We start from the raw sequence: 19887 nt of genomic DNA on the forward strand, positions 1-19887 counted from the left end.
TAACGCAGAACCGGAAAAAATCCATGACTGAAACGAACAATACGCAGCCCGATAACAGCTACGGCGCCTCGTCCATCCAGATCCTCGAAGGTCTGGAAGCCGTGCGCAAGCGGCCTGGGATGTACATCGGGGATACATCGGATGGCACCGGTTTGCACCACCTCGTGTTCGAAGTGCTCGACAACTCGATCGACGAAGCGCTCGCCGGCCATTGCAACGACATCCAGGTGATCATCCACGCGGACAACTCCGTGTCGATCACCGACAACGGCCGCGGCGTGCCGACCGGCCTCAAGATGGACGACAAGCACGATCCGAAGCGCAGCGCCGCCGAAATCGTGATGACCGAGCTGCACGCCGGCGGCAAGTTCGACCAGAACAGCTACAAGGTGTCGGGCGGCCTGCACGGCGTGGGCGTGTCGTGCGTGAACGCGCTGTCGGCGTGGTTGCGCCTCACCGTGCGCCGCGACGGCAAGAAGCACTTCATGGAATTCCACCGTGGTGTGCCGCAGAACCGCGTGCTCGAAGAGATCGACGGCGTGACCACGTCGCCGATACAGGTGATCGGCGACACCGAAAACCGCGGCACCGAAGTGCATTTCATGGCCGATGAAAAGATTTTCGGCAATGTTGAATACCACTACGACATTCTCGCGAAGCGGATTCGTGAGCTTTCGTTCCTCAATAACGGCGTGCGGATTCGATTGGTGGATCAGCGCTCGGGTAAGGAAGAGGATTTCGCGTTCGTCGGCGGCGTGAAGGGTTTTGTCGAGTACATCAACAAGAACAAGTCCGTGCTGCACCCGAACATCTTCCACATCATGGGCGAGAAGGATAGTGTGGGCGTCGAAGTGGCGATGCAGTGGAACGACAGCTACAACGAAAACGTGCTGTGCTTCACGAACAACATTCCGCAGCGCGATGGCGGCACGCACCTTACCGGTCTGCGTGCGGCGATGACGCGCGTGCTGAACAAGTACATCGCCGATCACGAAGTCGCGAAGAAGGCAAAGGTCGAGACCTCGGGCGACGACATGCGTGAAGGGCTGTCGTGCGTGCTGTCGGTGAAGGTGCCGGAGCCGAAGTTCAGCTCGCAGACGAAGGACAAGCTGGTGTCGTCGGAAGTGCGCGCGCCGGTGGAAGAAGTGGTCGCAAAGGCGCTCGAGGAATTCCTGCTCGAGACGCCGGCCGACGCGAAGATCATCTGCGGCAAGATCGTCGATGCGGCGCGTGCGCGCGACGCGGCGCGCAAGGCGCGTGAGATGACGCGCCGTAAGGGCGTGCTCGATGGCGTCGGTTTGCCCGGGAAGCTCGCCGATTGCCAGGAGAAGGACCCGGCGAAGTCGGAGATTTATATCGTCGAGGGTGACTCGGCGGGTGGGTCGGCGAAGCAGGGGCGTGATCGGAAGTTTCAGGCTATCTTGCCGCTGCGCGGCAAGGTGCTGAACGTCGAGAAGGCGCGTTACGACAAGCTGCTTTCTTCCGAGCAGATCGTTACGCTGATTACCGCGCTTGGGTGCGGGATCGGTAAGGAAGACTACAACCTCGACAAGCTGCGCTATCACCGCATCATCATCATGACCGATGCTGACGTCGATGGCGCGCACATTCGGACGCTGTTGTTGACGTTCTTCTATCGGCAGATGCCGGAGATGATCGAGCGAGGGTATATCTATATCGCGCAGCCGCCGCTTTACAAGATCAAGGCGGGGAAGGATGAGCGGTATCTGAAGGATGAGTCGGAAGTCAACGCTCATATTCTTCGGCTCGCGTTGCAGGGGTCGGAGTTGGTGGCTTCTGAAGGTGCGACTCCGATTACCGGGGATGCGTTGGGTGAGTTGGCTCGGGCTTATCTGTTGGCGCAGGCCGTGGTTGATCGGTTGAGCCGGCTGTATGACGCGGGTGCGCTCGAGGCCGTGATGGATGGGGTTGCTATCGATCTGTCCAGTGAGCAGGCGGCCGAGGCTTCGGCGCGCGCGCTCGAAGCGAAGCTGCGGGATGATGCGTTGAAGCCTGAGGTGACCGTGACCACGATGTATGACCCTGTGCGGGAGCTGCGCTCGCTGCGCGTCGCGCGGACGCATCATGGGAATCAGAAGATTTCTGTGATCGATGAAGAGTTTCAGTTGACTGCGGATTATCAGCAGCTTGTGACGACCGCTAATACGTTCAAGGGGTTGATTGGCTCTGGCGCTGTGATCAAGCGTGGGGAGCGGAGTATGGCTGTCACCGACTTTAAGAGTGCGATGAAGTGGCTGCTGGCTGATGCTGAGAGGAACATGTCCAAGCAGCGCTATAAAGGCCTCGGGGAGATGAATCCGGAGCAGCTTTGGGAGACGACTATGGATCCTGCGGTGCGGCGTCTTCTTCGGGTGCAGATTGAGGATGCTATTGCTGCTGATGGCATCTTTACTACGCTCATGGGGGATGACGTGGAGCCGCGCAGGGCTTTTATTGAGTCGAATGCGTTGAGGGCGGGGAATATCGACGTTTGAGGGTGTGTTGTAGGTAGACGCATAACCTGAGAAAAACGGGCCCGTAAGTTGAGAAACTTATGGGTCTTTTTATTAATAGTCAGGCTGATGAACAATACGTCGACGTGCTGATACTGCTTGAGCTTTTCTTCCTGCTCGCGGAGTCGACATTCAGGCCAAACAGCTGTTGGTGGCTTTCTTCGAGTTTTTGCTCCTCTCCCCGCTCAGGAATCAACCTGGGGGCGGCGAAGTGAAATCGGCGCTACGCTCGCGCGCCGATCGCGCTCGGCGATTCCGAACGGCTAAAGCGACTCGAATCCTCGACTTTCTGGACATGCGCGACCCGGCGAATCGATAAAGTGCCTGCCGTCTGCCGTCTGCCGTCTGCCGTCTGCCGTCTGCCGTCTGCCGTCTGCCGTCTGCCGTCTGCCGTCTGCCGTCTGCCGTCTGCCGTCACCGTCTGTCGTATCACGACAATTCTGTCATTTGCATTGCATTCCTGCCCGGACCGCCTATAACGCTGCATAAATAACTCTGTCCGTACTCATGGGAGACGGCCATGTTCGCAAGTGTGAGAGGCTTGCCGTTCCTTTTGCTAGTCCTTGTGCTCCTTTGCATTCCGCGCGTCCCCTACGCGCAGGTGGCGCGAATGGAAGTCATTCCATTCGAGTCGATGACGCTCACGGACGAGCAATTTCTGGCCGGAAGCGAAGACGGCAAGCGCGTGACGATAGCCGGTGAATTGCGGCTGCCTCGACCCGGGACCGACAGGCTGCCCGCCGTCATACTGCTGCACCCGTCTGGGGGTATCGGCGGCCAGATAGCGGACTGGGAGCAGTGGTTCCTGTCGTTGGGCGTCGCCACTTTCGTGGTCGACAGTTTCACGGGCCGAGGCATAGAAAACACAATCAATGACCAGAGTCAGCTTGGCAGACTCGCCCAGACAGAAGACGCGTATCGCGCGCTCAGCCTTATTTCCAAAAACCCTCATGTCGACGCGAGCCGCGTGATGCTAATGGGCTTTTCCCGTGGAGGGCAAGACACGCTCTACGCGAGCATGGTGCGCTTCCAGAAAGCGCATGCCGATGCGTTGACTCCAGGATTTGCAGCCTATGTTCCACTTTACCCAGACTGCAGTGCCCGCTACCTCGATGACGACAACGTATCAAAGGCTCCCATTCGCATATTCCATGGAAGCGCAGACAACTATGACCCGGTCGCGCCTTGCAAGGCCTATGTGGAACGGCTGAAAGCCAAGGGGGCGGACGTAGAGCTGACCGAGTTTGCCGGGGTTAATCATATTTTCGATGCGCGCGCCTTCGCACATCCAACCTCTCTGCCGAAAGCGCAAACAGTGCGCAATTGTGCATGGGAAGAACACAGTGCGGGACATTTGCTTAACGTCAAAAGCAACCTGCCGTTCTCATATGCGGACCCCTGTGTCGAACGGGGCGTGACAATCGGGTACGACGAGAGCGCGACGGAGCAAACGAAGAAGGCAATAGCCAACCTGGTTACCACTACGCTTAAGCCGACACCGACACGTGCCCCGTAATTCCGTTGAAACTGGCGGGAACAGCATTGCTTTGGGCTGTTACGTAAAACGCGCGGAGATTTGCTTTCTGCGCGAACGGGTCGCCACTATTCAGTTGCCGCTAACTAGATCTTCAAAAAATGGCCATTCACTCGAGGCCACTTATCCACATCCCCCTTTGGAAAACTTTTGTAAAAACAGCCGAACATATTGTGGGCGAAACCTTGATAAATGCGCCGCGTTAACCGGTCGGCTAAAACTTCTCCCTGGCTCCGTTAACCTGTCCGCACGCGCTCCCAAGGGTTATCGATTCTGCAGCGCGTTGATCCGTAACCGAACTTCCACGTTATCCACAGCCGAACGCCCCACTTGTTAAAGATTACTACGTATACATATATAAAGACTATAAAAACCGGAGAAGCACCCCGAAACACGCGCAACGTATACGCACATAACGACAGCAACATCGCAGGACGCAGAACCAGCGAGCACCAACGCAGCCACCCACACCTCACCCCAACGGCAAACAAATCTCCGTAACCAGCTCCGCAGCCGCAGTCTTCTTGGGACTGTTCAAATACTCCTCAAACACCGGCGCATCCGCCGCCTCCCTCCCAGACTGCACGAGCCAGGTCCCGTACAACCACTCATAAGCCGCTCGCATATCGCTATACGGCCCAACATGCCGCAGCACCGCATATTCCCCACCGCGTATACGCGTGGCAGAAACCGCCTCACCCATCCCAACAGCCGAAGCCACTTCAGCCATCACAGGCCCCGGCAACAACACACCCGCCTTCGACCGCAACGCCTTCTCCTCGACCACTCCCGGATCATCGAAGTAAACCCCGATCATCCGCATCTGCGCCTCCAGCAGATTATGTTTCGCAAGCCACCCCAACAAAGCATCAAAAGCCTTTCCGATCTGCATATAAGGTCCGACATGATCGACCGACAAAATCTCCATCGGCTCCATATAACGAATCATGACCTCACGAATCATCGTCATCTGATCGTCTCCTGAAAGCGCCGGCCGAAACCGGCCATGCGTGCCTTGCCTGCGATACTGCGCCGGCGGCACACCAAACACCGCGCGAAACGTCCGCGAAAAAGCCTGCAAACTGCTATACCCCGAACGCTCGGCAATCTGAGCAATCGGCATCGAACTACTCGCAAGAAAACCCGCTGCGCGATGCAACCGTAAACGCCGCACGGTCGTCGCGACCGTCTCGCCACACATCGCCGGATAAATCCGGTGCCAGTGATAGGGTGACAAACAAGCAATCTCCGCAAGCCGTCCTATATCGAGCGGTTCGTCGAGGTGATCGTAGATATGGTCGAGCACCCGTGCGAGTCGCGTCTCGTATCGAGCCTGATGGTCTGATTCGTTCATGACTGGACCGCAGAAAATTGGCGCGAGAGGATGCGAACAAAGTATCACGTCAGCGAGTGTCGGCCGTTTACCAAATCCTGCGGATTTCAAGCGGTGCGCACAAAGGGGTTGAGCGCCTGTTGACCGCGCCCCGTGGACGCGAGCAGGAGCGCCAGACACAGCATCGGCAAACAGCCCCAATCTCCGCAACGTGACGCTGCCGCCGTTTGGCGCTATCGTGTAGTGCGCAGCACCAGCACCAGCAGCAAGCAACCTGCAGCATGTAACCGCCGTTCCCATTCCTACCCGCGTTCGCGCGAGGCGATGGAGCCGCAAACATGAGCTACACCGAGTCGATCGGCAGTCGCACGTACCGCTTCGCCGACCTGAAGACCCTGCTCGCGAAAGCGAGCCCGCAACGCTCGGGCGACCAGCTCGCAAGCATCGCGGCAGCGAGCGAAGAAGAGCGGGTCGCCGCCAAAATGGCGCTCGCCGAGGTGCCGCTACGCACGTTCCTGAACGAACCGCTGATCCCCTACGAAACCGACGAAGTCACCCGCCTGATCATCGACGATCACTCGCCAGCAGCCTTCGCCGAAATCTCCCATCTGACGGTAGGCGACTTCCGCAATTGGCTACTCAGCACCACAACCGACACCGACGCACTCACCCGCATCACCGAGGGCCTAACACCAGAAATGGTCGCCGCCGTCTCAAAGCTGATGCGCAACCAGGACCTGATTACCGCCGCCCGTAAACGCCCGGTCATCACCCGCTTTCGCAACACGGTCGGCTTACCGGGCCGCATGTCCGTACGCCTGCAACCGAACCACCCAACCGACGACGTCAAAGGCATCGCCGCCTCGATGCTCGACGGCCTGATGTACGGCTGCGGCGACGCGCTGATCGGCATCAACCCCGCGAGCGACAACCTCGCCGCGATCACGAAGCTGCTGCAGATGATCGACGACTTCCGCCAGCGCTATCAGGTACCGACGCAGTCGTGCGTACTCACGCACGTGACGAGCACGATCGCCGCGATGGAAAAAGGCGCGCCGGTCGATCTCGTATTCCAGTCGATCGCCGGTACCGAAAAAGCGAACGCGAGCTTTGGCATTTCGCTCGCGCTGCTGCAGGAAGCGTACGAGGCGGGGCTGTCGCTCCAACGCGGCACCGTCGGCAGCAATCTGATGTACTTCGAAACGGGGCAGGGCAGCGCGTTGTCGGCGGATGCGCATTTCGGCGTTGACCAGCAGACCTGCGAGGCGCGCGCCTATGCGGTCGCGCGCAAGTTCAAGCCGTTTCTGGTGAACACGGTAGTCGGTTTCATCGGCCCCGAGTATTTGTACGATGGCAAGCAGATCACGCGCGCGGGTCTCGAGGATCACTTCTGCGGCAAGCTGCTCGGCGTGCCGATGGGTTGCGACATCTGCTACACGAACCACGCCGAAGCGGACCAGGACGACATGGACAATCTGCTGACGCTGCTCGGCGTAGCGGGCATCAATTTCATCATGGGCGTACCTGGCGCGGACGACGTCATGCTCAACTATCAGAGCACGTCCTTTCACGACGCGCTGTACGTGCGCGACGTGCTCGGTTTGCGCCGCGCGCCGGAATTCGAGGAATGGCTGGAGTCGATGCAGATCATCGACGCACGCGGCGCGTTGATCGGCGCATCGGCGCGGCAACCGCTGCTCGAAGGCGCGCGCGACTGGATGGGGATCGCATGAGCGAGAACGACGCACGCGACAAGGACCCGTGGAGCGCGCTGCGTCGGTTTACGCAGGCACGCATCGCGTTGGGCCGAGCGGGCAACAGCCTGCCGACCGCACCATTGCTCGCGTTCAATCTCGCGCATGCGCAGGCGCGCGACGCCGTGCACCATCCGCTCGACGTGGACCCGCTGCACGCACAACTGCGCGCGCAAGGTTTCAACACGCTCGACGTGCATAGCGCCGCGCCGGATCGCGAGCATTATTTGAGGCGCCCTGATCTTGGGCGGCGTCTGTCGGAGGAGAGTCGCGCGACGCTTGCCCGACTGCCATCGCAATCAAGCGATGTACTGTTTGTGATCGGCGATGGTCTATCGGCGTTCGCCGCATCGAAGCAGGCTGTACCGTTGCTGCAAGTTATACATCCAAAGCTCGCGGGTTGGACCATCGGTCCCGTAGTGGTCGCGCGTCAGGCACGCGTCGCACTCGGCGACGAGATCGGCGAATTGCTCGACGCGAAAATCGTTGTGATGCTGATCGGCGAGCGGCCGGGTTTGAGTTCACCGGATAGCCTCGGCATCTACGTCACGTACGCGCCGAAAACGGGGTGCAGCGACGCCCAGCGCAACTGCATTTCCAACGTGCGCCCGCAAGGCCTCGACTATCCGCAAGCCGCGCACAAGCTGCACTATCTGCTCACGCAGGCGAGGAAGCTGAGACTGACAGGGGTGGGCTTGAAAGACGACAGCGATGAGCTGCTAGCCAGCGCTCCGACGCATCCTGCCGTGAACGACGGTTCAGCGTAGGACGCAACGAGCGCAAACCTCACGCGCCCGTCACTTCCGCAACAACCTCAACCCATTGCCCACTACCAGCAAACTCGCACCGACATCTGCGAACACCGCCATCCACATCGTGCCGAAGCCCATCAACGTCAGCACGAAGAACACGCTCTTGATGCCAAGCGCGAGCGCGATGTTCTGCACCAGCACTCCGCACGTCGCCTTCGACAACCGGATAAACGTCGGAATCTTCCGCAGATCGTCGTCCATCAACGCGACGTCGGCGGTTTCGATCGCGGTGTCGGTACCCATCGCACCCATCGCGAAGCCGATGTCGGCGCGCGCGAGCGCGGGCGCATCGTTGATGCCGTCGCCGACCATGCCGACCGTCGCGCCATCGCTCGACCATTGCGTGACCGCGTCGAGCTTGTCCTCGGGCAACTGATCGCCGCGCGCTTCATCGACGCCGACCTGCTGCGCGATCGCCTCGGCGGTATGACGGTTGTCGCCGGTCAGCATCGTGGTGCCGACGCCGAGCCGCCGTAATTCGGCGACGGCGGCGCGGCTCGTTTCCTTCACCGTGTCAGCGACCGCAAACAGCGCGAGCACGCGCTGCGCATCGGCGAGCATCACGACGGTTTTGCCGTGCTGTTCGAGCGCATCGAGACGCGCTTCGAGTTGCGGCGAGCAGCGTCCCAGTTCCTCGACCAGGCGATGATTGCCGAGCCAGTACCCGATACCGTTGATATCGCCGCGCACGCCGCGTCCAGCGATCGCTTCGAATGCATCGACATGTAGGTGTTCGACGCCGTCGTTATTGGCGGCAGCAGCGATCGCCATCGAAACAGGGTGGTCGGAGCGGCCCGCGAGGCTTGCCGCAAGCGTACGGTATCGGAACGTTTCACCCGCGTCACCGACCACCTCAAACTCCGTCTGCACTGGCTTCCCGTGCGTAATCGTCCCGGTCTTATCGAACGCCAGCCGGGTCAGCTTGCGACCCTGTTCGAGATAAACGCCACCCTTGATCAGAATCCCCTTGCGCGCCGCGGCCGCGAGCCCGCTGACGATCGTCACCGGCGTCGAAATCACGAGCGCGCACGGACACGCGATCACGAGCAGCACCAGCGCCTTGTACACCCACGCGTGCCACGCTCCACCGAACACGAGTGGTGGGACCAGAGCGACGGCGAGCGCAATCGCGAACACGATCGGCGTATAAACGCGCGCGAATTCATCGACGAAGCGCTGCGTCGGCGCCTTCGTGCCCTGCGCCTCCTCGACCGCGTGGATGATCCGCGCGAGCGTCGTGTTGCCCGCGGCCGCCGTCACTTGATAGTCGAACGAGCCCGCCTGGTTGATCGTGCCGGCGAATACGGCGTCGCCGATCGCCTTGTCGACGGGCAGGCTCTCGCCGGTGATCGGCGCCTGATCGACGCTCGAGCGGCCCGCGACGATTTCGCCATCGAGCGCGATCCGCTCGCCCGGCTTCACGCGCACGAGCGTCCCGGGCACGATCGCGTCGACGCGGACGGGCTGCCACGCTCCATCGGGCTGCTGCACGCTGGCCTGTTCGGGCGTGAGCCGCATGAGCCCTTCGATCGCGTTGCGCGCGCGGTCGAGCGAGCGCACCTCGATCAGTTCGGCGATCGTGAAGAGCACCATCACCATTGCGGCTTCGGGCCACTGGCCGAGCAGCGCCGCGCCGGTCACGGCGATGCTCATCAGCGCGTTGATGTTCAAGTTGCCGTTGCGCAGCGCGACCCAGCCCTTGCGATATGTCGTGAGGCCACAGGAGGCAATCGCGACGACCGCCATACCCGCCACCACCCAGGCCGGCGCGCCGAGCCAGCTAGCGGCTTCTGAGGCTCCCGCGACGATGCCGGCGAGAATCAGGGGCCACCACGGCTTGCGCATTGCGTCAGTGGCTGCCTGGGGCACCGCGTCGGCGTTCCCACCCTTTCCGGCGTCGCTTGCCAGGTCGGGCGTGAAGTCGAGCGAGCGCAGGGCGGCGAGGACCGACTCGAGCGCCTCCGGCGCGTGGACGACAGTTAGCACGCGCTGCATCAGGTTGAAGTCCACGCTACGCACGGCCGGCATACGGCCGAGTTTCTTGCGGATCAGCGCTTCCTCGGTCGGGCAGTCCATCTGCAGGATGCGGATTGCGGTGCAAAGGTCGTCGTCGACGGCTTCGGACGGAGGCAGGCGCAGCGACGCAGGCGCAAAAGCGCTAGCGGCGCAGCAAGCGACAGCAGCGTGATCATGGGCGTGGCCGTGATCACGACCGTCCTGATGATCGTGCCCTTCATGCCGATCACCGCCGCCCACGTCGGCGCCACAAGCATGTTCACCGCCATGCGAATGCCCACATCCCTCACCCGTGCCCCTGCCGTGAGCATGGTCGCGCCGCGCATCAATGTCGCCGCAACCCCCGTGTATACAAGCTTCCTCCCGTTCCGGACGATCGGTGGCAATACGGCAGGTGTCAGGCATTGGTGGCTTCCTCGTGCGATTTGTGGTCTAGTAAACACCCTGAAGCCACTACAAGGTCAAGGCCGCGTGGAGGAAGGGTCCATGAAAATCGGCGAACTGGCGAAAATCGCCCATTGCACGACGGAAACCATCCGTTTCTACGAGAAAGAGCGCCTGCTGCCCGAGGCGGAGCGCACCGAAGCCAATTACCGCAGTTACACGGCAAAGCATGTCGAGCGCCTGCGCTTCATCCGCAATTGCCGCGCGCTCGACATGACTCACGACGAAATCCGCGCATTGCTGCGTCTGACCGACGCGCCGGCGAACGGCTGCGGCGGCATGCATACGCTGGTCGACGAGCACATCGCGCACATCGACACGCGTATCGAAGAACTGCAGCAGCTGAAGGCGCAACTGACGACGCTGCGCGACCAATGCCACGGCGAGCATCCGGTCGAAGACTGCGGCATCGTGCACGGCCTGACCGACATGGATGTGGCCGTGCCGCGTCCGCGGCATACGCATCTCGGCTGACGCCATGCTTGCCGTCGAGCGCTATCGCGTCACGACGCAGCGCCGGCGCGGCAACCCCATACACGGCAAGGCCGCCTGTGCGACCTTGCGAATCGATCATCGAATCCAGTTGGAGAATCAACGTGTTCACCTGTAGAAACCAGTCCTGCGGCGCGCAGTGGGAGCAATCCGACGTCGTCATCAAGAACGAAGGCCAGGGGCTGCTGTTCCGCTGCCCGCTGTGCGGCGCGCGCAATTACGTCGAGCGTTTCGACGGCGACAACGGCGCGGTGCTGTACGAGCAGTTGCCGGGCCGCCCCGATCAGGGCCCGATGGCTGAGTAATCGCGATTCCTACAGACGATCCTATGAACAGTCCTACCCCCGCCGGCGCCGCATTCAGCGAGCTGCCGCTACCGCCCGCCACGCTCGCGAACCTGACGCAGCTCGGCTACGTCGAGATGACGCCGATCCAGGCGGCGAGCCTGCCGATCGCGCTCGCCGGTCAAGATCTGATCGCGCAGGCGAAAACCGGCAGCGGCAAGACCGCGGCGTTTTCGCTGGCGCTGCTCGCGCGCCTCGATGCACGCAAATTCGGCACGCAGGCAATGGTGCTGTGCCCGACGCGCGAACTCGCCGATCAGGTCACGCAGGAAATCCGCCGTCTCGCGCGCGCGGAAGAAAACATCAAGGTGCTGACCTTGTGCGGCGGCACGCCGATGCGTCCGCAGACGGCGAGCCTCGAACATGGCGCGCACGTCGTGGTCGGCACGCCGGGCCGCATCATGGATCACCTCGAACGCGGCAGCCTCGATCTGCAATCGCTGAACACGCTCGTGCTCGACGAAGCCGACCGCATGCTCGACATGGGTTTCTTCGACGACATCGCGAAGGTCGCAAGGCAATGCCCGAAAGAGCGCCAAACGCTGCTGTTTTCGGCGACGTACCCCGAGGGCATCGCGAAGCTGAGCCAGCAATTCCTGCGAAACCCGAAGGAAGTCAAACTTGCCGAGCGGCACGACGACAGCAAGATCCGTCAGCGCTTCTACGAAGTGACCGAAGACGAGCGTCTGCACGCGGTCGGTCTGCTGTTGAATCACTATCGTCCGGTCAGCACGATCGCGTTCTGCAACACGAAGCAGCAGTGCCGCGATCTGCTCGACGTGCTGCGCGCGCAGGGCTTCCATGCGCTTGCGCTGCACGGCGAACTCGATCAGCGCGAGCGCGATCAGGTGCTGATCCAGTTCGCGAACCGCAGCTGCTCGGTGCTCGTCGCGACCGACGTTGCCGCGCGCGGCCTCGACATCGCGCAACTCGAAGCGGTGATCAACGTCGACGTGACGCCGGACCCGGAAGTGCACACGCATCGCATCGGCCGCACGGGCCGCGCCGATCAGGAAGGCTGGGCGCTGAGTCTCGCGAGCATGGACGAGATGGGGCGCGTCGGTGGGATCGAGCAGGCGCACAAGCGCGACGTCGAATGGCACAAGCTGGCCGAGCTGAAGGCGGCCAGCAACGACCCGCTGCTGCCGCCGATGGAAACGCTGCAGATCCTCGGCGGCCGCAAGGACAAGATCCGTCCCGGCGACGTGCTCGGCGCGCTGACCGGCGACGCCGGCTTCGCGGGCTCGCAGATCGGCAAGATCAACGTGACCGACATGTCGACCTATGTCGCGGTGGAGCGCAGCATCGCGCGCGAGGCGGTGCGCCGGCTCAGCGCGGGCAAGCTGAAGGGGCGCAAGGTCAAGGTTCGTTTGATGGACGAAGCCTGATTCACCCGAAGCTCCGGCTTTCATTGAAAGTCCAATAACTCGAAAACGGCCGCGTCAGCGGCCGTTTTCGCGCCCGGGCCGCTCTGCATCACATTCCTTCATACCTACGCAGTTACCCGCGTTCCCCGAAATCCGCACCGCGTCCCCGCAAACCATGAACCCGCCGGCTTAGGCCTGCGTCGAGCGGCTTCGCGCGAGCCATGAAGAAAACGCATGCCGCGCATGACAAAGTTTCGATTGTGAGCGTTCTTTGGCTGATGCCTAATCACCCCACCGGAAGGAACGCCCCGCCGCCGCCATTCGCGCGGCCGCCGGCGGGTGTAGATAGGGAGAAAGTCTTATGCAGAGCGCCATGCAAGCCCGCTCGAAACTGCCGGACGTCGGCACCACCATTTTTACCGTGATCGGCCAACTGGCCGCGCAACACGATGCGTTGAACCTGTCGCAGGGCGCGCCGAATTTCGCGCCGGACCCGAAGCTCGTCGACGGCGTCGCGCAGGCGATGCGCGCCGGCCACAACCAGTACGCGCCGATGGCCGGCATCGGCGCGCTGCGCGAAGCGCTCGCCGACAAGGTCGAAACGCTGTACGGCGTGCGCTACGACCCCGCCAGCGAGGTGACCGTGCTCGCGAGCGCGAGCGAAGGTCTTTATTCGACGATCAGCGCGCTCGTGCATCCGGGCGACGAAGTGATCTACTTCGAGCCGTCGTTCGACAGCTACGGCCCGATCGTGCGCCTGCAGGGCGCGAAGCCGGTCGCGATCAAGCTGTCGCTCGATCACTTCCGCGTGAACTGGGATGAAGTCGCCGCCGCGATCACGCCGAAGACGCGCATGATCATCGTCAACACACCGCACAATCCGACCGCGACGATTTTTAGCGACGCCGATATCGAGCGGCTGAAGGCGCTCACACGCAACACCGACATCGTGATTCTGTCCGACGAGGTCTACGAACACGTCGTGTTCGACGGCGCGAAGCATCAGAGCATGGCGCGCCATCAGGAACTCGCCGAGCGCAGCGTGATCGTGTCGTCGTTCGGCAAGTCGTACCACGTGACCGGCTGGCGCGTCGGCTACTGCCTCGCGCCCGCCGCGCTGATGGACGAGATCCGCAAGGTCCATCAGTTCATGGTGTTCTCCGCCGATACGCCGATGCAACACGCGTTCGTCGACGCGCTCGCCAATCGCGACAGCTACCTCGGCCTGTCCGACTTCTATCAGAAGAAACGCGATCTGCTCGCGCATGCGCTGCGCGAATCGCGCTTCGAGCTGTTGCCGAGCGAAGGCAGTTTCTTTATGCTCGCCCGGTTCCGCGGCTTCTCCGATGAAAGCGACAGCGATTTCGTGCTGCGCCTGATCCGCGATGCGCGCGTCGCGACGATTCCGTTGTCGGCGTTCTACACCGACGGCACGGATTCGGGGCTGATTCGCCTGAGTTTCTCGAAGGACGACGCGACGCTGCTCGAAGGCGCGCGGCGTTTGTGTGAAATCTGAGCGCGCGAGAGCACACTCGAACTATCGAAGTCATCAAGGTATTCGAAGAATGAAGGGAGATGTTATGAAGTTGCTCAAGTGCTTGGTGGCGCTGGCCTGTGCCGGCGCGTCGCTCGCAACATCGTCGGCCGCAAGCGCCGCCGATACCGCGACGCTGCGTTTCGGCCTCGAAGCGCAGTACCCGCCGTTCGAGTCGAAAGGACCGAACGGCGAACTGCAAGGGCTCGATATCGACGTGGGCAACGCGGTCTGCGCGGCCGCGCACATGACGTGCAAGTGGGTGGAAACCTCGTTCGACGGCCTGATTCCGGCGCTGCAAGGCCGCAAGTTCGACGCGATCAATTCAGCGATGAACGCGACCGAGCAGCGCCGCCAGGCGATCGATTTCACGACCGTCGTCTATCGCGTGCCGTCGCAGCTGATCGCGCGCAGCGACAGCGGTTTGCAGCCGACGCCTGAGTCGCTGAAGGGCAAGCGCATCGGCGTACTGCAAGGCTCGATTCAGGAGACCTTCGCTAAGGTGCATTGGGAACCGGCCGGCGTGATCGTGCTGCCGTATCAGGATCAGAACCAGGTCTATGCCGATCTGACGGCTGGCCGTCTCGACGGCACGCTCGTGCTCGCGCCGGCCGGACAAACGGGCTTTCTGTCGAAGCCCGAAGGTAAGGGCTACGCGTTCGTCGGTCAGCCTGTGCGTGACGACAAGATTCTCGGCAGCGGCATCGCATACGGCATTCGCAAGGGTGATACCGCGCTGCGCGATCAGTTGAACGCCGCGATCGCGAAGGTGCAAGCCGACGGCACGGTGAAGACGCTCGCCGCGAAATATCTCGGCAATATCGACGTCAGCGCGAAGTAATCGCGTCGCGTTCGGCCGGCGGCGCCGTTTGCGAGCGGCGCCGCGCGTTCGCTTGTTGGCCATGCGTTTGACGGCTACGATACGTAGGCTTCGCGAAGTCGGAGACAACGGCGAAGTCGGCGGATCAACCGGAGAGCGCGCATGAGCGAGACGATCGAAGCGGCAAGCGCTGCGAACGCCGCACGCGCAAAAGGCGCAGACGCGCCGCGCTTCTGGCGCAGCGCGGCGCTGCCGTTCATCGAGGCGCGTTCCATCGACGATGGCCGCAAGGTCTGCTACGCCAAACATTCGCACGAAACGTTTTCGATCGGCGCGGTGACGGGAGGCCGCAGCGTGTATCTGAACCGCCACGCGCGGGAATGGGTCGGCGCGGGCGCCGTCGTGATGATGAACCCCGACGATGTGCACGCGTGCAACCCGGTTGCCGGCGAGCGGTGGTCGTATCGGATGCTGCACGTCGACGTTGCGTGGTTCACGAAACTGCAGCACGAACTGGGCTTCAACGAGAATCATGCGTTCCGCGCGTTTTCGCAGATCATGACGCTCGACGCCGCGCTGTTCGACGGCCTGAACCGGCTGTGTGCGATTCTCGCCGGTAACGACGACGACATCGACACGCTGCGCAAGGAAAGCGCGGCCATCACCTTCTTCTCCAGCGTGCAGCAAACGCTCAATCCGGCGAGCCTGCCCGAGCGTGCCGTGAGCGGCCAACTCGCGCGCGCCGCGGAGTACATCGCCGAAAACTGCACGCGCGCGCTGAAACTCGACGATATGTGCGAAGCCGCCGGGCTGTCCGCGTCGCACCTGATACGCGCGTTCAAGCTGCGCTACGGCATGACGCCCCACGCGTATCTGATCAACCGACGCATCCAGTACAGTCGCGCGCAACTGCGGCGCGGGGCACTGATCGCCGATGTCGCGCTCGATGCCGGCTTCGCCGATCAGGCGCATTTGCAGCACACCTTCAAGCGGCTGGTGGCGGCGACGCCGGGCCAATATCGCAGCGGAGCGTGACGCGGCACGAAGCCGCGTCAGGAAGCAGGCGCGGCTCGCGTCACTCCACGAGCAGATACATCGCACTGAGCGCGAGCAGCGCCGCCATCACGCGATTGAACACCCGGACCCGCTTCGCTTCACGCAGATGCCTGCGCAAAAACGTGCCGGCATACGCCCAGCTCGCGATCGATAGATAGCAGATCACGAAGTACAGCGCCGTGAATCGCCAGACGAGCCCGCCGTCGCCGCCTGCCGCATACGCGCCCATGCCGGCCAGCGACGCGAGCCACGCCTTCGGATTGAGCCATTGCATGGCCGCGCCGTGCGCGAACGACGGCCCGCGCGCCGGCTTGTCCGCGCCGAGCTGGCCGTTGTCGATGGCGAGCTTGTAGGCCATGTAGAGCAGAAAGCCCACGCCCGCCCATTTGACGATCTCGATCAGATTGGGAAAGCGCGCGAGCAATTCGTGCAGGCCGAGGCCGATCAACAGAAGCAGCAACGTGAAACCGACCGTCGCGCCAGTGACGTGCCGCAGACTCGCGGCGAGCCCGTGCTGCGCGCCGGCGCTCAGCGCGACGACGTTGACCGGGCCGGGAGAAATGGAACTGGCGAGCGCGAACGCGGCCATCGAGAGTAATGCGGTCATCGGATGCCTCGAAACGTGAGTGTGCGAATGGATTGCGACGCTCAACGGTAACGAGGCGGCGAGGGCATGTATTGAAGGAAATTGCCCAATCGATAAGAAGGTAAAACCGCTGCGGCTTCAACGGTTCACAAAAACATTAGGCGATGACGCGATGATTCGATAACAAACACGCGTTTGAATTTAAAAAAGAAATATGCGCAAACGTTACCGAGGAAAAACAATTTTTGAATTATCAGGTAAATTCTATTTATCGAAACTTATGATATGCCCCTATGCAGCGGGCGATTATTCGGCCCGATAAACAGTCCGAAGCCCTCGAAAATGCATGATTCCACTTGCGTATGGATTCGCTATCTGCTGGGTGCTCTGTCCCAACAAACCGGAAGCGTAGTGAGCACTTCGACAAACTGAGTCCCGCCGTTGGAAACGCAGAGCACATGATCCACAAAAGAAAGGCCCGGTTTCGCCTCCTGATCGCATGGGCGCGCAGATGGCGGATGCCACGCGATGGCGTCATCTACGCGGGATGCGGCGTGGTGCTCGCAATGCTCGCGCTGTGTGGCTACGCGCTGTATCAGAGCCGCGAGGATGCGATTGCGCGCGCACTCGATTCGACGCGCGATGTCGCGACGATCACCGAGCGCGACATCGCGCGCAATTTCGAGCTGTACGCGCTGTCGCTGCAGGCCGTCGCCGATGGCCTCGGGCGTCCGGGCGTGCTCGGTTCGCCGCGTTTGCGGCGCGAGATCCTGTTCGATCGCGCGGCGACCGGGCAATACGTCGGCGCGATGGTGGTGATCGACGCACTGGGCAACGTCGTGATCGATTCGGATAGCGACGTGCCGCGCGGGGGAAACCTCTCGGATCGTCCGTATTTCAGGATTCATCGTGAAGATCCGGATCTCGGGCTCGATGTCAGCGCGCCGTACAACTCGAGACTCAGACCCGGTTCGCGCAGCATCGCGCTGAGCCGGCGACTGTCCCGGCCTGACGGATCGTTTGCGGGAATCGTCGCGCTCGGTATCGATCAGGAGTATTTCACGAGCCTGTTCGCGGATCTGCGGATCGGGCAGCATGGCTCGGTGTCGATCGTCAGAACGGACGGCACGATCATCGTGCGACGGCCCGACGATCGACACGTGACGGGCAGCGACATCAGCAAGACGGCGTTCTTCCAGCACCTGCTCGCGAAAGACGAGGGCAGCTTTATCGCGTCTTCGCCGCTCGACGGCGCCGAGCGGCTTTACTCGTTCAGACGGATTCCGCAATTGCCGCTGATCGTGCTGGTCGCCGAGGCGACCGACGATATCTATGCGGGCTGGTGGGGGCGCGCGCTGACGATCGGTTCGCTGATGCTGATCTTCGGGATCGGCGTGATCGTGTTGGCGGCGTGGCTCGGCGCCGAGTTGCGGCGGCGACAGCGGGTGGAGCACGAGCTCGAACGGCTTGCCGGCACGGACGGACTCACCGGCCTGCCCAATCGCCGCGCGCTGTGCGAAACGCTCGAGCGCGAATGGCTGCGCGCGCGCCGCACGGGCAGCGTGTTATCGCTGCTGTTCGTCGATATCGATCACTTCAAAGCCTATAACGATACGTATGGTCATCAGGCCGGCGACGTCGCGCTGACCGCGGTCGCGCGCTGCATCCGCAGGGTGATCCAGCGGCCGGGCGATTGCGTCGGTCGATACGGCGGCGAGGAATTCGTCGTGGTGCTGCCGGATACCGACGCCGCCGGTGCCGGGGTGGTCGGCGAGAACATCCGCGTGGCGATCGGCGAGTTGGGCATCGCGCACCTGGGCTGCGAGTTCGGTCGCGTGACGGTCAGCATCGGCGCGACCACGTCGCGGTCGGATCGGGTGACGGATGTCAGCGTCGTCGTTCGGGCTGCCGATGAGGCGTTGTATACGGCGAAGGCCGGTGGCAGGAATAGGGTTGCGCAAATGGGAGTTGGGTGACCGGTCGCTCCTGATTTTTCTGCGCCGGAAATGAAGAAGGGTTGCGACGCTTTCGCGTGCAACCCTTTCTGATTTCCGCGACGTGCTACCTCGCGCCGGTTGTCGATGCCTGGATTAGAACGAGCCAGCGATAACGCGCACCAGCCCACTGCGCAGCGGCGGCGCTGCTTCAGCGAACTCGAGATTCACCTTGTTGGCGACGCTCAAGATGCGGGTCTGATAGGTACGATAGTTCGTATCTTCGCTGTAGGTCACGGTTGTGCCGCCACTGTTGCCTTGGTCCAGGTTGTGTGTGGAGTTTTCGTGGCTCGCTACGCCACTGTGCGTAAGCACCCGGTGAAGGCATCTTGATTGCGTAAGGTGTGAAGGCGAGGATCGTGTCCATCTAAATTTTTAATGGACAGATGTACACGATGAGCGAGACCGAGGTGATGCAGGAGGTTGTGCAACCGACGCGACGTCGGCGGCATAGCAAAGAGTTCAAGGCACAAGTGATCCGGGCGGCGATGCAGCCGAACGTGTCGATCGCGGCGGTAGCGCTGCACTACCGCCTGAATGCCAACATGCTGCGAAGCTGGGTGGCCGCCCAGGAAGAACGGGATGCGGCTGAAGTGGCCCGCAAGTCGATGAACGTGCCGTCGGCAGAGTTCGTGCCGTTACAGCTGGAGACATCCACAGTGGCATCTGGCGCGACGGAGATCCAGATTGAGGTGCGTCGGGGTGCGGCGACGGTGACCGTGCGTTGGCCGTTATCGGCAGCCAGTGATTGTGCGGCGTGGCTGCAGGGATGGCTGCGGTGATCCGCATCGACGCGATCTGGCTGGCGACCGAACCGCTGGACATGCGTGCCGGTACCGATACGATTCTGGCACGTGTGGTGAAGGTATTCGGCGCAGCGCGCCCGCACCACGCCTACCTGTTCGCTAACCGGCATTCGACGCGCATGAAGGTACTCGTCTATGACGGGTTCGGAATCTGGCTGGCCGCGCGTCGCCTGAACAAGGGCCGCTTTGTCTGGACGAACGGGCACGAGGCGGTCGCCGTCGCGTTGAATCCCGAACAGTTGCGGGCGCTCGTGACGGGGCTGCCGTGGCAGACGCTGACGCACGATCACACGATTAGCGTGGTGTGAGGCGCGCAGGGACGTAAACAGTTTCGCTTCCGTGACGGGGTGGCCTCTGGCAGACTGGCCCGCATGGACCTGCCCACCGACTTCGACACCCTGAGCCCGGAACAGCTGCGTGCGTTGGCTGCGCAACTGATCGTGCAGGTCACCGAGAAAGAACGGGAGGCCGGCGAGAAGGAG

17 protein-coding genes are annotated in these 19887 nt (G+C 62.1%); 13 read left to right on the forward strand and 4 right to left on the reverse strand.

Translation table 11 applies throughout. The annotated features are described in order from the left end of the window. Nucleotides 1–23 precede the first annotated feature (23 nt). Both gyrB and F6X40_RS09045 read left to right on the forward strand, forming a co-directional pair. Nucleotides 24–2495, forward strand: a complete 2472-nt coding sequence (gene gyrB, locus F6X40_RS09040; RefSeq protein ID WP_184069936.1) for a DNA topoisomerase (ATP-hydrolyzing) subunit B — start codon at nt 24–26, stop codon at nt 2493–2495. A gap of 628 nt (nt 2496–3123) precedes the next feature. Beyond that, nucleotides 3124–4029 (forward strand): dienelactone hydrolase family protein, encoded by a 906-nt coding sequence (locus F6X40_RS09045; protein WP_262421406.1) that lies wholly within the window; start codon nt 3124–3126, stop codon nt 4027–4029. Nucleotides 4030–4519: 490 nt separating this feature from the next. On the opposite strand, the gene F6X40_RS09050 is transcribed toward F6X40_RS09045, so the two are convergent. Further along, nucleotides 4520–5401 (reverse strand): GyrI-like domain-containing protein, encoded by an 882-nt coding sequence (locus F6X40_RS09050; RefSeq protein ID WP_187627483.1) that lies wholly within the window; start codon nt 5399–5401, stop codon nt 4520–4522. Nucleotides 5402–5718: 317 nt separating this feature from the next. Here F6X40_RS09050 and F6X40_RS09055 point away from each other — a divergent pair, with 317 nt between their 5' ends. Both F6X40_RS09055 and eutC read left to right on the forward strand, forming a co-directional pair. Further along, nucleotides 5719–7113 (forward strand): ethanolamine ammonia-lyase subunit EutB, encoded by a 1395-nt coding sequence (locus tag F6X40_RS09055; RefSeq protein ID WP_090802277.1) that lies wholly within the window; start codon nt 5719–5721, stop codon nt 7111–7113. Beyond that, nucleotides 7110–7901, forward strand: coding sequence for an ethanolamine ammonia-lyase subunit EutC (gene eutC, locus F6X40_RS09060; RefSeq protein WP_187627484.1), 792 nt, complete (start codon nt 7110–7112; stop codon nt 7899–7901). Before F6X40_RS09055 ends, eutC begins: the two co-directional genes overlap by 4 nt. A 30-nt stretch (nt 7902–7931) precedes the next feature. Here the strand turns inward: eutC and F6X40_RS09065 are convergent, their stop codons facing one another. After that, on the reverse strand, nt 7932–10367 hold the full coding sequence (locus F6X40_RS09065) for a heavy metal translocating P-type ATPase (RefSeq protein ID WP_187627485.1): 2436 nt from the start codon (nt 10365–10367) through the stop codon (nt 7932–7934). Nucleotides 10368–10448: 81 nt separating this feature from the next. On the opposite strand from F6X40_RS09065, the gene cadR reads away from it, so the two are divergent. From cadR to F6X40_RS09095, 6 genes are all read left to right on the forward strand, one after another. Next, entirely contained in the window at nt 10449–10880 is a 432-nt protein-coding gene (gene cadR / locus F6X40_RS09070; RefSeq protein WP_184074348.1) for a Cd(II)/Pb(II)-responsive transcriptional regulator, read from the forward strand. 122 nt (nt 10881–11002) lie between these two features. Continuing rightward, nucleotides 11003–11203, forward strand: coding sequence for a hypothetical protein (locus F6X40_RS42225; protein WP_090802271.1), 201 nt, complete (start codon nt 11003–11005; stop codon nt 11201–11203). Nucleotides 11204–11226: 23 nt separating this feature from the next. Beyond that, nucleotides 11227–12630 carry an ATP-dependent RNA helicase DbpA gene (dbpA, locus tag F6X40_RS09080; protein ID WP_187627486.1) on the forward strand — a complete coding sequence of 468 codons (1404 nt, stop codon included), beginning with the start codon at nt 11227–11229 and terminating at the stop codon, nt 12628–12630. 340 nt (nt 12631–12970) lie between these two features. Beyond that, on the forward strand, nt 12971–14125 hold the full coding sequence (locus F6X40_RS09085) for a pyridoxal phosphate-dependent aminotransferase (protein ID WP_184074344.1): 1155 nt from the start codon (nt 12971–12973) through the stop codon (nt 14123–14125). A 64-nt stretch (nt 14126–14189) separates the two neighbouring features. After that, a complete protein-coding gene (locus F6X40_RS09090) occupies nt 14190–14984 on the forward strand; it encodes an ABC transporter substrate-binding protein (RefSeq protein ID WP_187627487.1) in 795 nt (264 codons plus the stop codon). A 141-nt stretch (nt 14985–15125) separates the two neighbouring features. Further along, entirely contained in the window at nt 15126–15998 is an 873-nt protein-coding gene (locus F6X40_RS09095) for an AraC family transcriptional regulator (protein WP_187627488.1), read from the forward strand. Nucleotides 15999–16038: 40 nt separating this feature from the next. Here F6X40_RS09095 and F6X40_RS09100 read toward each other — a convergent pair whose 3' ends face one another. Continuing rightward, nucleotides 16039–16626 carry a LysE family translocator gene (locus F6X40_RS09100; RefSeq protein WP_184074338.1) on the reverse strand — a complete coding sequence of 196 codons (588 nt, stop codon included), beginning with the start codon at nt 16624–16626 and terminating at the stop codon, nt 16039–16041. 437 nt (nt 16627–17063) lie between these two features. Between F6X40_RS09100 and F6X40_RS09105 the strand changes: the two genes are divergently transcribed. Beyond that, nucleotides 17064–18581: a sensor domain-containing diguanylate cyclase gene (locus F6X40_RS09105; RefSeq protein ID WP_187627489.1), complete on the forward strand. Its 1518-nt coding sequence runs from the start codon at nt 17064–17066 to the stop codon at nt 18579–18581. Between the two features lie 114 nt (nt 18582–18695). On the opposite strand, the gene traT is transcribed toward F6X40_RS09105, so the two are convergent. Continuing rightward, nucleotides 18696–18914 (reverse strand): complement resistance protein TraT, encoded by a 219-nt coding sequence (gene traT, locus F6X40_RS09110; protein ID WP_187627490.1) that lies wholly within the window; start codon nt 18912–18914, stop codon nt 18696–18698. Between the two features lie 80 nt (nt 18915–18994). Between traT and F6X40_RS09115 the strand changes: the two genes are divergently transcribed. Beyond that, the gene (locus F6X40_RS09115; RefSeq protein ID WP_262421409.1) at nt 18995–19381 is read left to right on the forward strand and encodes a transposase; all 387 of its coding nucleotides are present in this window, start codon (nt 18995–18997) and stop codon (nt 19379–19381) included. Next, nucleotides 19378–19713, forward strand: a complete 336-nt coding sequence (tnpB, locus tag F6X40_RS09120; RefSeq protein WP_158447331.1) for an IS66 family insertion sequence element accessory protein TnpB — start codon at nt 19378–19380, stop codon at nt 19711–19713. The genes F6X40_RS09115 and tnpB overlap by 4 nt, the downstream gene beginning before the upstream one ends. The last annotated feature ends 174 nt before the right edge of the window (nt 19714–19887 follow it).

It is taken from the genome of Paraburkholderia sp. UCT31 (assembly GCF_014397655.1).
In the GTDB taxonomy this organism is placed as follows: Bacteria; Pseudomonadota; Gammaproteobacteria; order Burkholderiales; family Burkholderiaceae; genus Paraburkholderia; species Paraburkholderia tuberum.

What these genes read in the sequence shown, in the direction of transcription:
- gyrB (WP_184069936.1), top strand. Translation starts at nt 24, where the DNA reads ATGACTGAAACGAACAATACGCAGCCCGATAACAGCTACGGCGCCTCG.
- F6X40_RS09115 (WP_262421409.1), top strand. Translation starts at nt 18,995, where the DNA reads ATGAGCGAGACCGAGGTGATGCAGGAGGTTGTGCAACCGACGCGACGT.
- F6X40_RS09050 (WP_187627483.1), bottom strand. Translation starts at nt 5,401, where the DNA reads ATGAACGAATCAGACCATCAGGCTCGATACGAGACGCGACTCGCACGG.
- F6X40_RS09045 (WP_262421406.1), top strand. Translation starts at nt 3,124, where the DNA reads ATGGAAGTCATTCCATTCGAGTCGATGACGCTCACGGACGAGCAATTT.
- F6X40_RS09100 (WP_184074338.1), bottom strand. Translation starts at nt 16,626, where the DNA reads ATGACCGCATTACTCTCGATGGCCGCGTTCGCGCTCGCCAGTTCCATT.
- F6X40_RS09095 (WP_187627488.1), top strand. Translation starts at nt 15,126, where the DNA reads ATGAGCGAGACGATCGAAGCGGCAAGCGCTGCGAACGCCGCACGCGCA.
- F6X40_RS09085 (WP_184074344.1), top strand. Translation starts at nt 12,971, where the DNA reads ATGCAGAGCGCCATGCAAGCCCGCTCGAAACTGCCGGACGTCGGCACC.
- F6X40_RS09065 (WP_187627485.1), bottom strand. Translation starts at nt 10,367, where the DNA reads ATGCCTGACACCTGCCGTATTGCCACCGATCGTCCGGAACGGGAGGAA.
- F6X40_RS09090 (WP_187627487.1), top strand. Translation starts at nt 14,190, where the DNA reads ATGAAGTTGCTCAAGTGCTTGGTGGCGCTGGCCTGTGCCGGCGCGTCG.
- dbpA (WP_187627486.1), top strand. Translation starts at nt 11,227, where the DNA reads ATGAACAGTCCTACCCCCGCCGGCGCCGCATTCAGCGAGCTGCCGCTA.
- F6X40_RS09055 (WP_090802277.1), top strand. Translation starts at nt 5,719, where the DNA reads ATGAGCTACACCGAGTCGATCGGCAGTCGCACGTACCGCTTCGCCGAC.
- F6X40_RS09105 (WP_187627489.1), top strand. Translation starts at nt 17,064, where the DNA reads ATGATCCACAAAAGAAAGGCCCGGTTTCGCCTCCTGATCGCATGGGCG.
- eutC (WP_187627484.1), top strand. Translation starts at nt 7,110, where the DNA reads ATGAGCGAGAACGACGCACGCGACAAGGACCCGTGGAGCGCGCTGCGT.
- cadR (WP_184074348.1), top strand. Translation starts at nt 10,449, where the DNA reads ATGAAAATCGGCGAACTGGCGAAAATCGCCCATTGCACGACGGAAACC.